This window comes from Gramella sp. KN1008 (assembly GCF_004332155.1).
Classification (GTDB): domain Bacteria; phylum Bacteroidota; class Bacteroidia; order Flavobacteriales; family Flavobacteriaceae; genus Christiangramia.
This window is the reverse complement of sequence record NZ_SJDV01000002.1, coordinates 181,153-194,844: the sequence shown is the minus strand read 5'-3', so window position 1 is coordinate 194,844 and position 13,692 is coordinate 181,153. Positions and strand designations below refer to the sequence as shown.

Genomic DNA, 13,692 nt, shown 5'->3' with positions numbered 1-13,692 from the left:
AAGGTACCTTATGTCCTCAAAATCCAATCCCCAAGAAAATCAATGGTATAAAGATGCTATCATTTACGAACTTCATATAAAAGCATTTTTTGACAGTAATGGAGATGGAATCGGGGATTTTCAGGGACTTCTTCAGAAACTGGATTATCTGGAAGACCTTGGGGTTACCGCAATCTGGCTCCTTCCTTTCTACCCCTCACCATTAAAAGATGATGGTTATGACATCGCCGACTATTATTCGATAAACCCATCTTACGGAAATGTAGAGGATTTCAAGCGTTTTATTAAAGAAGCTCATGACAGAGGACTAAAGGTAATTACCGAGCTGGTTATTAATCACACCTCAGACCAGCATCCCTGGTTTCAGAAAGCCAGAAAGGCTCCGCCAGGCTCTCCCGAAAGAAATTATTACGTATGGAGCGATGATCCTCAGAAATACAAAGACGCTCGAATCATTTTTACTGATACCGAACCTTCCAACTGGAGCTGGGATGCTGAAGCCCAGGCATATTACTGGCACAGGTTCTTCTCCCATCAGCCAGATCTTAACTTCGATAATCCCCAGGTGCAGCAAGAGGTTTTTGATGTACTGGATTACTGGTGTAAAATGGGTGTGGATGGATTCAGGCTGGATGCCATTCCTTATTTATTTGAAAGGGATGGTACCAATTGTGAAAACCTTCCAGAAACACATACTTTTCTGAAAAAACTGAGAGCGCATGTAGATAAGAACTATGATGATAAGCTTCTACTCGCCGAAGCTAATATGTGGCCGGAAGATTCAGCTGCATATTTTGGTGACGGGGATGAATGCCATATGAACTATCATTTCCCTATTATGCCCCGGATGTTCATGGCAGTGAAGATGGAAGACCGCTATCCTATTATTGATATCATAGATCAAACTCCCGAAATACCCGAAAACTGCCAGTGGGGGATCTTTTTAAGAAATCATGATGAACTCACTCTGGAAATGGTAACAGATGAGGAAAGAGATTATATGTATAAGGTCTACACCAAAGATCCACAGGCAAAGATAAATGTAGGGATAAGGCATCGTCTTGCTCCGTTACTTGATAATAACAGAAGTAAGATAGAACTAATGAACGTTCTATTGTTTTCCCTTCCCGGAACTCCAATTATCTATTACGGTGATGAGATCGGGATGGGAGACAACTTCTACCTTGGAGATCGGGATGGCGTAAGAACACCTATGCAGTGGACTGCAGACCGAAACGCCGGATTCTCTGCAGCTAATCCGCATAAACTTTATCTGCCGTTAATAATAGATCCCGAATATAAATATGAATCCATTAATGTAGAGACCCAGCAAATGATCTCATCTTCCCTGTTATGGTGGATGAAAAGGATCATAGGGATGCGAAAGAAGTTCAGGGCATTTGGGCGTGGGAATATTGAATTTCTCGCCCCTTCCAATTCAAAGATTCTGGCATTTACACGCTCCTACGATGATGAGCAGATTCTTGTTCTGGCAAACCTTTCCAGATTCTCTCAGCCGGCTGAACTGGATCTGGAAGAATTCAAAGGTTATACTCCCGTAGAGGCTTTCAGTCATAACAGGTTTCCAGAAATTAGTGATCGCCCATATTTGTTCACCCTTTCTCCTTATGGATATTACTGGTTTGTTCTCGAAGAAGAGAGAGAACGGGTAAAAGGAGAAAGCAAGATTCCTGTTCTTAAAATTGATAAATGGGGAAATCTTCTTAAAAACAGAACATTGCAGAAACTCTCTGCTCAAATCTTACCTCCCTACCTTAATAACCGGCGATGGTTTGAAAGCGCAGGTAGAATACTACAGGAAATTTCAATAAAAGAATGGGTAGAACTTAAGATCGAAGGACTGCCTACTCGAATCCTGATTCTGGAGGTAATTTATAATGAAGGTTTACCAGAACTCTATCAGCTGCCGGTATCTTTTGTTACCGAAGAGAATGAAAAGGTCCTCAATGAAATTCCCAAAAGAGGTATTATAGCCGAATTAATGATATCTAACAAGAAAGGATATTTATTTGATTCTGTCTACGCCGAGGATTTTCGTGATCATTTGCTCGAAGGCTTTCGCAAATCAAAGAGAACAAAATCTACTTCAGGTGAAATGGATTTCTCTTTAGAAAAAAAGGCTCTTAAAGAACTGGCAGAGCACCCCCGCTCAGAACTCGTGAATACGGAACACAGGCAAACCCTTATCACTTACGATAACCAGTTCCTTTTAAAACTCTACAGAAGACTGGATACGAGCTTTAATCCTGATGTTGAAACCATCAGGTTCCTTTCAACAAAAACCAGCTTTACCAGGATCTCGAAATACGCGGGAGCCATCAGCTTCACTCATAAATCTGGTAAACCCTATATTTTTGCTATGCTGCAGCATGTAGTGGAAAATCAAGGGGAGGTATGGGAGCATGTGAAAGATTCACTTGACAGGTTTTTTGAGAATGTTCTCACTACAACTAAGAGTGTGGAATTTGAAAGGTCCTCCAACAATATCCTTAACGGCCTGGCGTATGAAGATTTTCCAGAGCCAGTGCAGGAGTTGCTGGGTATAATTTTACCCGAAAGGATGTATCAACTAGGAGAGTTCACTGCAGAACTACATAAATCCCTGTCGCAAAATTCTGCGGATAGGGATTTCGATAAAGAGGAATCTTCCCTGCATTACCAGAGGTCACTCTACTCGGGCCTTCAGACCCTCACAAGAACCAGTCTGGAAAAACTGAAATCGGTACTTCAGGATCTTCCTGAAGATGTGCGCGAAGAAGCCAGGGAAGTTATTGGTTTAAAACAGGAAATCCTGAAATGTTTCCGGAATATCTATCATCACAAGATCTCTGTGATGAAGATACGCACCCATGGTGATTATCATTTAAAACAGATATTATGGACAGGCCGGGAATATATCATGAACAGTTTTGAAGGAGATCCTTCAAAGTCCTTTAGTGAACGAAGAATAAGACGCTCAGCCATGCGTGACCTGGCGGCAATGATAAGATCCCTTCATTATGCAGCCTATAGCAATATACTGTCTGCTGAATACGCCCAGCAGCGTAAGGAAGGGAATCTTGAAGAATGGGCAGAAACCTGGCATTATTATATAAGCCGATTATATATTAAAGCTTATTTGGAGAATGCCGGGAACAGCGATTTTGTTCCAAAAGACCCTGAGGACTTTAAGATTCTCATGAATACTTTTCTTTTGGAAAAAGCCCTATACGAACTTAATTTTGAGATACAAAACCGCCCTGAATGGATCATTATCCCAATTCGTGGAATTAAAGCTGTTATAGAGCATTATAATAAAACCTGATTATTCTACGATATACATTTCGTTGGAGGCCTTGATGTATTCCTGTGGATTGAAAGTGGACTCAAAACTGTTTCGTACCAGATCCAATTTTAACTTCAGATTCCTCATTTCATCTTTCAGGAATGGATCGTTCTGATATTTCTGAATGAGTTTTTCGTATTTATCAAGGTTTTCCAGGATTCTGAAAGTAAGCATCCCAAACCTGATCTTAAGGTTCTGAACTGTCAGCATCTGGTCATGATATTCCTGTTTCCAGTTCTCGGGATTGCTCTTTCGTTCTTCTACGATCTTGTTTTCGGCTATCTTAGAGATATCAAGTATATATTGTGTTCTCTTTTTGGCATCGGTTTCATTGGTGAATTTTTCTGTAAAATCCTTTTGAGAAATTCCCAGGATCTCTACCAGATTATCCTCCATAGCCTTATTCTGAAGCTCTTTAAGTTCATTCAGACTTTTATTGATCGCTTCCCATTCGGTTTCAATCAGGTCCTTGTCGTGAGTGAACTGAGATATCGAGGTGGTAAGCTTAAGCATTTTCATACTCTGTTCCCGCAGTTCCCTATCACGACGATTTAAAGAACCTATGAACTGACTGATTCCGTCAAATAAACTTCCTGCAAACATTCCGGTAAATGGTGTGCCTTTGGCAAGATCTCCGGTTACTTCCAACATATGGTTCAATGCTTCTAACCGGGCGTCATCTTCTTTTTCTTCAGCTATATACTGTTTGAACTTCCCAAACCACTCCTGGTAACCTTCATAATTCATAGGGTTGCTCACAGCATCAAGAGTAGAATAGAACTCGCGGGAAGAATTAAAGAGATTGAGGGGCTTTATCTCTCTCTCCATGGAAGCCAGGTTCAATACAGCAGAACTGTAATTATACTTATAAACACTAATCGTATTCTTATCTATCTCCTCCTGGCGCTCCTCCAGATATTTTACCCGCTCTAATAGTTTTTCTACTTTCTCTGATGCAGAATTGGTATTCTGAATACTTTCGTCCAGAGAATTTATCTTGGAATCGATCTCCTTTATCCTGAACTCTAAATTCTGACTTAAGAGGCTTCGTTCACGATTCAGCTCCTTAAGTACCTGTTCGGTCACACTGGCGTTTTGATTATCAGGTAATATCTGGGCAGCGGAACTAAGGCCTGAAAGAACGGCCAAAACAACGAAGAGGATGTTCTTCATAACATACTGGTTTTTAGTGTAATTTATTTAACGTGTGATAAAGCATCATATTTTATGCCACCTGGCATGGTAATGCCAAAAGTAAGAATCCCCGGCTTTTGTATAATAGGAGCTCCGCAGATTTAATAAATATTTAAGTAAGCCTTCCTAATCTGAATAGAATGGGGAAAATCACCTCATTCTTTTTTCCGAATGCCTTCCTGAGGTCTTTCTCTATTAAGCTAACGGGATCGGAGTGTTTTTGTCGCGAGTAATGCATTACAGCAGACCAGGTTCGTAAATACCCCAGTAAGTGATCTATATTCCATTCATACTTCTGCTGAAAATGAGGCGTAGAAAGTTCAAGAAAAGGAAAAGGTATATTCCTGTAATGCTCCTCCAGGTATTTTCTTTCGGGGTCCCAAAAGGGCCCCAGGATATTGTTATAAAAATGATCAATTATCTGATTGGTCACCGGATTACTGGAGAACAAGCCGTATCCCAGAATGGCAAACAGACCGTCGGGCTTTAGACATCTTTTTACTTCAGCATAAAAATTATCAAAATCGAACCAGTGAATGGCCTGTGCGGTTATTATAAGGTCAAAATGATCATCTGGAAAATCAGTTTTTTCCGCAGGCTGAATGGAGTAGTTGATATTTTGCCTTAGTACGGCGTTCTTCAATTGTTTGGAACTAATATCGGTAGCCTCTATAGATGTAAAGAATTTTGAAAGCTCCACTGCCACCTGTCCATTCCCTGTTCCACAGTCCCAAGCATTATCAAAGCATTTGAGCCTGGTCGTCATAAAATCATAGACTCCACCAGGATATTTAGGACGAAATCTGTAGTATTCTTCTGCCTGTGAAGAAAAGTTATCTTTCAAAATTAATTTATTCTATTAGGCTGGCAAAAACCATTTGCCTGAACTTCCAGCCGGTTTCATCCTCTCTTGTTCCCTGGGTCTGCTTCAAAAGGATCCCGATGACATTAGTTACCGGATCGGCGAAATACTGAGTATTGAAATAACCACCCCAGTTAAAGGTTCCCTCACTACCCATTCCACCTATATCCTCTCCCCTTTCGGACACTATTCCAAAAGCCAGACCATAATATTTGCCTGGGCTTTTAAACAAATCTTCCGTGTGATTACTCATAATAACTTCCACTGTCATGGGGCTCAATAGCATATTACCATTAAAACTGCCCCCATTGAGATACATTTGTAAGAATTTGGCGTAATCACTTGCTGTACTTGATAGACCCGCACCTCCGGAAAAATAAGCTTTAGCTCCTCGGATAGGGTATTCAGGATCATAATACTCATTTTCGGGAAAATTCTTCCATTCACCATCTTTCTTCATCTGTACTTTTACTAATCTTTCGTTTTTAGAAGCTGGCAAGTAGAAATGAGTATCATTCATCTCCAGTGGATCAAAAATCCTTTCCTTCAAAAACTGGTCAAACGACTTCCCAGAAATTATTTCCACTAAATATCCCAACACATCCAGGCCTTCAGAATAGGTGAACTTTTCACCAGGAGTATGATGTAAAGGCATCTGAGCCAGTTTAGTGATATTCTTTTTGAGGTCTATGTCCTTTGTGGTAAAGGCGTCTATGATATCATTTTTTACATATATTTTTCTAAACCTGTCATCGCCATCTATCATTCCGTATCCAATTCCAGAGGTATGAGTAAGCAAATGCCTAATGCTAATCTCTTTTTTGGCTGATTCTACAGTGAATGTAGAATCATTTTCACTGAAAGTTTCCAGAACACCCATATCCTTGAATTCCGGAATGTATTTGGATACAGGATCGTCCAGTCTGAATTTGCCCTCTTCCCAAAGCATCATTACAGCTGTAGCGGTAATTGCCTTTGTCTGCGAAGCTATTCTGAAAATATCATCTTTTTTCAGTTCTTTACCACCAGCATCTGCAGAACCAAAAGCCTTATGATAGACTATTTTTCCATCTCTGGCGATAAGTGCTACCACGCCGGGGATTTGTTCATCTTCTATTGAACTATGTAGCATTTTATCGATCCTCTCAAGTCTTTCAGAGGAAATCCCTACTTCGTCAGGTGAACCGATAGTTAGAACAGGTGTCTGGGCGGTAAGTTGCAGAAACAGTAAAATACAGATGAGCAGGCTGAATTTGAATTTCATAAAAACTTTGGTATTTGATTTTTAAAAGATTACTTCAAATTAAGGAATTTTAATCTCATCTAAACAATTAATTAAAATTTAGCAATCGTTTACATCAAAATCAAGTCATTTCACATCAATATAAGCCTGAAATTGATTATATTGTATAAATTCAGTTAAACTTAAATTAATTCTGTCATGAGAAATCCCAAAGCATTTTTTAATGGCCTAACCAATAATCTTATTCTTTTTGTAAGCTTTTTATTTATTGGGGCTCAAAGTTTCGCTTTCCAGCCTTCCGATATTAAATATGTGGAATATAAAGGAGAAGTGGTTAACGCGAATAACGGGCGACCGATTTCTTCGGCCTACCTGGCACTGAACAACAGTAATATTTCCACCATCACGAATTCTGACGGTGAATTCTCACTAAAGGTTCCTGAGGACCTGATTGAAGCTACAGTAACTGTTTCGGTACTCGGCTTTCAAAGCAAAACTCTGCCTCTTACATATTTTAAATCTGAAGGCACAAGAATTGAGCTGGAAGAAACCGTACAGGAGCTTGCAGAAATAAACCTGTACAAGGCTACGAATCCGAGATTACTGGTAGAGGAAATGCTCGCAAAGAAAGACGAAAATTATCTTTCGGACCAAAGCCTAATGACTTCCTTTTATCGGGAAACTATCAAAAAAGGGTGGAGTAACGTTAGTCTTTCCGAAGCGGTGGTTAAGATCTTCAAAAGCCCGTATAATTCCTCAAAGAGAGACCTGGTCTCTATATACAAGGCAAGAAAAAGCACCGATTATGATAAGCTGGACACGGTTGCAGTAAAACTCAGAGGAGGTCCTTTCAATACGCTTTACCTGGATATGATGAAATATACGGAATATGTTCTGAGACCAGAAATGGTTGAGAGTTACAATTTTACTTTTGACGAGCCAACCAAGATCAACGATCGTTTCACTTACGTGGTAGATTTTAAGGAATTGGATGAATCTGATCCCTGGTACTATGGTAAACTTTTTATAGATGCCGAAACTTCTACCCTGGTAAAAGCCAATTATAGTCTTAATGTAGACGACAGGAGTAAGGCAGCTAAGATGTTCGTAAAGAAAAAACCCAGCGGCGCAAAAGTATATCCGGTAGAACTAAATTACCAGGTAGACTATGCACAAAATAATGGAAAATGGCATTATGCCTATGGTAAGGCGCAGATGGATTATGTAGTGAACTGGAAAAGAAAAATATTTAACTCACGTTACAAGATAAACAGTGAAATGGTTGTCACCGACTGGGAATCGTATGCAAGCGACGACTGGAAGAAATCTGTAGACCTTATTAATCCTAATATTGTAATGGTAGATGATGTATCGGGTTTTTATGATACAGAGTTCTGGGGAAGCAATAATATAATTGAACCCGAGAAATCCATTCAGAATGCGATTGATAAGATTAAACGAAAAATGAAGAATGAGTAAAAACAAAGCCCCGCTTCCATGCGGGGCTTTTTGATTTCTATATTAATTTCCAGAATATGAGAATGAGGATTTTCTCTATTATTCGTTGTGCATAAAACGCTGTTTCGCAAGTAGTTCCTCTTCACTTTCTACATGATCATCGTCTGGAACACAGCAGTCCACAGGGCATACCGCCGCACACTGAGGCTCTTCATGAAATCCTTTACATTCCGTACACTTATCTGGAACTATATAATAGATCTCATCACTAATAGGTTCCTGGGCTTCACTTGCATCGGCCTCTTTACCATTAGGGAGTACTATTTCTCCTTCAAGATCGGTTCCATCTGCATATCGCCAATCGTCTGCCCCCTCATAAATTGCGGTGTTTGGACATTCGGGTTCGCAGGCTCCGCAGTTAATACATTCATCTGTTATTACAATTGCCATAGCTCTTCTTTTATTTGTAAATTTATAAACTTATCGAAAAAAGACCGGCAGCTTTTGATAAAATTTATGGTTTTAAGCTTCGGAAACTTTAATTTCGCGCACAAATTTAACATGCGCACCACTCATAACCAAATACCACAATGACAATAGATGATCACAAATCGCATCTGGTAAAACTTGGAAAATTCCTCAAACAATTCAAGATTGTAGAATCGGTTAAGGATAAATCTCTGCCGGCAAATGATCGGTTGTTTTCCCTTATGGAAGAAAAAATTGATAACGCCGTACATCACAATGGTTGGTTTACTAGAGAAAATGTAGTGTTTTCGCTACAGCAATGGAGTGAAGCCCTAAAGGAAGAAAACCTTAAGTTGTGGCTTGCTGAATATGACCTTTCACACAGTGGTGGTAAAACGGTTGGCATTGTGATGGCGGGAAATATTCCTTTAGTAGGATTCCATGATTTTATTTCGGTACTCGTAGCAGGCCATAATGTATTGGTGAAGCAATCCTCCAACGACCAGCATATATTACCCGTAATAGCACAATATCTTATGAAGCTGGACAGTCGTTACGAAGATCGAATTAGATTTACCAAGGATAAACTAGAAGAATTTGATGCGGTTATTGCGACGGGAAGCGATAATACGGCCCGGTATTTTGAATATTATTTCAAGGATAAACCCTGTATCATAAGAAAGAATCGTAACTCGGTTGCCATCCTTACGGGTGATGAGACACAGGAGGAGCTGGCTGAACTTGGAGAGGATATTTTCAGGTATTATGGTCTGGGCTGTCGAAATGTTTCCAAGTTATACGTTCCGGAAAACTATGATTTTGATAAGTTCTTCAAAGCGATTTACGACTGGAATCCTATAATTCACAGGGATAAGTATGCTAATAATTATGATTATAATAAGGCGGTTTATCTAATGAGTGAGTTCAGACTACTGGAAAATGGTTTCCTTATTCTGAAAGAAGATAAAAGCTTTGGTTCGCCCATAGCCACCTTGTTCTATGAAACTTATAAAAATGAGGATACTTTAAATAAACATCTTGCAAAAAATATAGAGAGGATCCAGTGTATAGTTAAAAATGTTCCAACAACCGGCGAAGTAAGATTTGGACATACTCAAAAACCACAATTGTGGGATTATGCCGATAATATTGACACAATAGAATTCCTTTCAGGCTTATAATTCACTATTATAATTTTGATAACAGCATTTGCTGGCATTTTTAGCATCTTTGTTAATACTTAATCAACTATTTTATGAAAAAACATAATTTTAGTGCCGGTCCGTGTATCCTGCCTCAGGAAGTTTTTAAAGAGGCCTCTCAGGCGATACTGGATTTTAACGGCTCTGGTTTATCGATCCTGGAAATATCACATCGCAGTTCTGACTTCGTTTCGGTAATGGAGGAAGCCCGTAACCTGGCTCTTGAACTTCTTGATTTGCAGGATAAAGGCTATAAGGCCTTATTCCTTCAGGGAGGTGCGAGCACGCAGTTTCTGATGACCGCCTATAACCTACTTGAAAAAAAAGCCGCCTATCTTAATACCGGGACCTGGTCTACTAAAGCGATCAAGGAAGCCAAACTATTTGGCGAAGTTGTAGAGGTTGCTTCTTCAAAAGACAAGAACTTTAGCTATATACCCAAATCCTTTAGCATTCCAAATGATGCCGATTATTTTCACTGCACCAGCAACAACACTATATTCGGAACACAGATAAAAGAGTTCCCTTCTACTTCGAAGCCGCTGGTTTGTGATATGAGCAGTGATATTTTTTCAAGGGAGCTGGATTTTTCAAAGTTTGATCTTATTTATGCCGGGGCGCAGAAAAACATGGGTCCTGCCGGTACTACTCTTGTAGTTATAAAAGAGAATATTCTTGGAAAGGTTACAAGAGATATACCCTCAATGATGAGCTACGCTACCCATATTGGAAAGGACAGCATGTTTAATACTCCGGCAGTATATGCGGTGTATGTTTCGCTACTCACTCTTCGCTGGATAAAGGCCAAAGGTGGAATAAAAGCCATGGAAGAGCTTAATAATAAAAAAGCGGAACTCTTATATGCCGAAATAGATCGCAATCCATTATTTAAAGGATTCGCTGCAAAGGAAGATCGTTCTCCTATGAATGCTACCTTTAACCTCTCTGACGAATCTCATAAGGAAACTTTTGACAAACTCTGGAAGGAGGCCGGGGTAAATGGTCTTAATGGTCACCGTAGTGTTGGAGGCTATAGGGCCTCAATGTATAACGCCCTTCCTATAGAAAGCGTTCAGGTGGTAGTAGACGCGATGCAGGAACTTGAAAGAAAAATTTAAATAAAATATCATTTCAGTAATGAAAGTATTGGCAAACGATGGGATATCGCAAAGCGGAATAAAAGCTCTCGAAAAGGAGGGTTTTGAAGTCATCGTGAAAAAAGTCTCACAGGAACAGCTTAAAGATTATATCAACAATCATAAAATAGACGTGCTTCTCGTGAGAAGTGCTACAAAGGTTAGAAAAGAACTCATAGATAATTGTCCGAGCCTAAAACTTATAGGACGTGGCGGAGTAGGAATGGATAATATCGATGTGGAATACGCTAAAAAGAAAGGTATACATGTTATAAATACTCCTGCGGCCTCTTCAAGCTCTGTGGCTGAACTTGTGTTTGCCCATCTTTTTGGAGGAGTACGCCAGCTTTATCACTCTAACCGCAATATGCCGCTGGAGGGAGAGACAAAATTCAAAGAACTTAAAAAATCATATGCCGGTGGTACTGAGCTTCGTGGGAAAACCCTGGGAATTATCGGTTTTGGAAGGATTGGCCGTGAGGTAGCAAAAATAGCCCTTGGAATTGGGATGAAGGTTATCGCAAGTGATTCTAAAGTTGGAGAAGCCGAAATAGAACTCGAATTCTATAACCATCAAAGCATCAGAATACCCATAAAGACCGAACCGGTGGATATGCTTATTGAGCATGCCGATTTTATCACCCTTCATGTTCCTGCGCAGGAGAAAGCAGTAATCGGAGCCAGGGAGATAGAAAAAATGAAAGACGGTGTGGGAATTATAAATGCTGCACGGGGCGGTGTACTTGATGAAGAGGCAGTACTTGAAGCAATAGATTCAGAAAAGATCTCCTTTGCTGCTTTTGATACTTATGAAAATGAACCAAATCCTGCGATAAGGCTTCTTATGAACGAGAGTGTTTCTCTTAGCCCCCATATAGGTGCATCTACTAACGAAGCCCAGGAAAGGATAGGTATTGAACTTGCAGAACAGATCATATCCCTCCTTAAAAAAGAGAAAGCCTGATAAAAACTCTTAAAACCGGTGAATTCTTCACCGGTTTTTTATTATTTCATTAGGGAAATTCAAAGAGAAACTTGCTAACTTGAGCTTTGATTAAAGCAGGAAAGAATGGCTAATATTTTAGATGTTTTCAGGACGCAGGCCGGGCAAAAACTTATTGAAAGAACCCAACAACTTACCGGCCAGGAAGGCGAAAAGGTTCAAAAAGCATTGGTCTTTACTTTGCCAGCTATACTTACCAATAGTAAAAGTTTTGATATAGCAGAATCTGAAGGTAAGAGTGATCTTATCAGTTTTATTGAACAGGCAGATCTTTTAGCAATAGGAACAGATGCTACCGTGCATCAGTTTGACACTGTTCAGATTCAAAAACTGAAAAGTTTCGGAAGCCTTATAGAAATTCCTGAAGAAGATTTCCTGAAGATATTAAAAATAAGCACCGCCTTTCTCAATGCCCTTATTACCCAAATGATGAACGCGGAAGAAGATGCTGATCATACTGAAATTATAGAAACGCTGTGCGGTAAATCACTTAAATACGAAAGGATCTATATTAAGGCACTGGTAAAAAAGGGAGACAGCCCTGATCTGATCCAAAGTAGCGAAGAAATCGCTCTTGGCGAAGACAGGAAAGATGATGATGAAAGTATACTGGGAGGCTATTCCGGCGGACGCTAAGTGAGGAACAATATTTGTGGATATTTAAACAAAACGCTAATAATGATGAAAAACATATTATACATATTTCTACTGGCATTATTCGTATATAGCTGTGGTTCTTCGGGAGGAAAGAACTTTCCGGCAGATCGTATTTCGAATGCAGAAAATGACACTGTACGTATTGCGAATGACAGTCTTGAATATGAGATCATAATCATCGAACCGGGATTTGATCTTTTCATTAATTCTTATGCTAAACCTAGAGGTTATTATTCACAGAACTACCTGGAAAATAAGAACCAGTTTTTGGTGTCTGAGTATAACCAGCGAGTAAGGCAGCCTATGGTTTATAATCCCAATCTTTATATTAACGAGATCAATTATGATCCCAGTATAGACTACGGGTACGAGGTGAATTACCTGCTTTATAACTATTTTGTGTATTTCAGCAATCAGTACAATCAGCGATTTAGCGTACCTACCAGGATTTGATTCTTTATTCAAATCCCTATATTTGCAACATGAAAAAGTTGAAAAATCGCTGGGGAATAGACTCCAACTGGCAGCTGTTTGTCATTTTTCTTGTCTTTGCTATTACCGGTTCCTCGGCAGCAAAGCTGGCGAGCCCCCTATGTGAACTTCTCGGAATTACACAGGAAAACACTCACTGGAGCTTTTACTGGCTGGCAAGAATCTTTCTGATCTTCCCTATCTACCAGGTCTTACTTGTGACTTTTGGATGGATATTCGGGCAGTTCCAGTTTTTCTGGACATTTGAAAAGAAAATGCTTAGCCGAATGGGATTTGCAAAAATCTTCAGAAATTAATTTGAAAGATCTAAAGAACATATTCTTAGTTTTCACTGCGGTATTAATTCTACTTCCATCTGCAGTAAGCTTTTCGCATATATTTCAGGAACACAGTCATAAGATTTGTGATAATTATTCTGAATTTCACTATCACAAAGAATCTCTGGACTGTGACCTTCATAAATTTCATAAGAATCCCGCTCTTAATATAGATCTTCCCAAATATTCTTTCCATCATGAAAGTCTTAAGGAAAGAAATGTTTTTGAATATTACCGTTTTTTAAATGATTATGATCCACTGGGATTTGACCAGCGAGGCCCTCCCCTGCCGGCTTAACATTCGTCATTACAGA

13 protein-coding genes are annotated in these 13,692 nt (G+C 39.6%); 9 read left to right on the top strand and 4 right to left on the bottom strand.

The window, feature by feature from the left end:
- Nucleotides 1–10 precede the first annotated feature (10 nt).
- Nucleotides 11–3,325, top strand: a complete 3,315-nt coding sequence (gene treS, locus EZJ28_RS04135) for a maltose alpha-D-glucosyltransferase (RefSeq protein ID WP_131395236.1) — start codon at nucleotides 11–13, stop codon at nucleotides 3,323–3,325.
- On the opposite strand, the gene EZJ28_RS04130 is transcribed toward treS, so the two are convergent.
- The 3 genes from EZJ28_RS04130 to EZJ28_RS04120 all read right to left on the bottom strand — a co-directional run bounded on the left by EZJ28_RS04130 (nucleotide 3,326) and on the right by EZJ28_RS04120 (nucleotide 6,666).
- Nucleotides 3,326–4,519 (bottom strand): hypothetical protein, encoded by a 1,194-nt coding sequence (locus EZJ28_RS04130; RefSeq protein WP_131395234.1) that lies wholly within the window; start codon nucleotides 4,517–4,519, stop codon nucleotides 3,326–3,328.
- 133 nt (nucleotides 4,520–4,652) lie between these two features.
- Nucleotides 4,653–5,384: a class I SAM-dependent methyltransferase gene (locus tag EZJ28_RS04125; protein ID WP_131395232.1), complete on the bottom strand. Its 732-nt coding sequence runs from the start codon at nucleotides 5,382–5,384 to the stop codon at nucleotides 4,653–4,655.
- A 7-nt stretch (nucleotides 5,385–5,391) separates the two neighbouring features.
- Entirely contained in the window at nucleotides 5,392–6,666 is a 1,275-nt protein-coding gene (locus EZJ28_RS04120; protein WP_131395230.1) for a serine hydrolase, read from the bottom strand.
- Between the two features lie 177 nt (nucleotides 6,667–6,843).
- Between EZJ28_RS04120 and EZJ28_RS04115 the strand changes: the two genes are divergently transcribed.
- The gene (locus EZJ28_RS04115) at nucleotides 6,844–8,124 is read left to right on the top strand and encodes a carboxypeptidase-like regulatory domain-containing protein (RefSeq protein ID WP_131395228.1); all 1,281 of its coding nucleotides are present in this window, start codon (nucleotides 6,844–6,846) and stop codon (nucleotides 8,122–8,124) included.
- 78 nt (nucleotides 8,125–8,202) lie between these two features.
- Here the strand turns inward: EZJ28_RS04115 and EZJ28_RS04110 are convergent, their stop codons facing one another.
- Nucleotides 8,203–8,553, bottom strand: coding sequence for a 4Fe-4S dicluster domain-containing protein (locus EZJ28_RS04110; protein WP_131395226.1), 351 nt, complete (start codon nucleotides 8,551–8,553; stop codon nucleotides 8,203–8,205).
- Between the two features lie 140 nt (nucleotides 8,554–8,693).
- On the opposite strand from EZJ28_RS04110, the gene EZJ28_RS04105 reads away from it, so the two are divergent.
- From EZJ28_RS04105 to EZJ28_RS04075, 7 genes are all read left to right on the top strand, one after another.
- Nucleotides 8,694–9,752 (top strand): acyl-CoA reductase, encoded by a 1,059-nt coding sequence (locus tag EZJ28_RS04105; protein ID WP_131395224.1) that lies wholly within the window; start codon nucleotides 8,694–8,696, stop codon nucleotides 9,750–9,752.
- A gap of 74 nt (nucleotides 9,753–9,826) precedes the next feature.
- Nucleotides 9,827–10,891 (top strand): 3-phosphoserine/phosphohydroxythreonine transaminase, encoded by a 1,065-nt coding sequence (gene serC / locus EZJ28_RS04100; RefSeq protein WP_131395221.1) that lies wholly within the window; start codon nucleotides 9,827–9,829, stop codon nucleotides 10,889–10,891.
- Between the two features lie 19 nt (nucleotides 10,892–10,910).
- Nucleotides 10,911–11,873, top strand: coding sequence for a D-2-hydroxyacid dehydrogenase (locus EZJ28_RS04095; RefSeq protein ID WP_131395219.1), 963 nt, complete (start codon nucleotides 10,911–10,913; stop codon nucleotides 11,871–11,873).
- A gap of 105 nt (nucleotides 11,874–11,978) precedes the next feature.
- A complete protein-coding gene (locus EZJ28_RS04090) occupies nucleotides 11,979–12,548 on the top strand; it encodes a hypothetical protein (protein WP_131395217.1) in 570 nt (189 codons plus the stop codon).
- Between the two features lie 45 nt (nucleotides 12,549–12,593).
- Nucleotides 12,594–13,022, top strand: a complete 429-nt coding sequence (locus tag EZJ28_RS04085; protein ID WP_131395215.1) for a DUF6146 family protein — start codon at nucleotides 12,594–12,596, stop codon at nucleotides 13,020–13,022.
- 29 nt (nucleotides 13,023–13,051) lie between these two features.
- On the top strand, nucleotides 13,052–13,357 hold the full coding sequence (locus EZJ28_RS04080; RefSeq protein ID WP_131395213.1) for a DUF6787 family protein: 306 nt from the start codon (nucleotides 13,052–13,054) through the stop codon (nucleotides 13,355–13,357).
- Nucleotide 13,358: 1 nt separating this feature from the next.
- Nucleotides 13,359–13,676: a hypothetical protein gene (locus tag EZJ28_RS04075; RefSeq protein WP_131395211.1), complete on the top strand. Its 318-nt coding sequence runs from the start codon at nucleotides 13,359–13,361 to the stop codon at nucleotides 13,674–13,676.
- Nucleotides 13,677–13,692 lie beyond the last annotated feature (16 nt).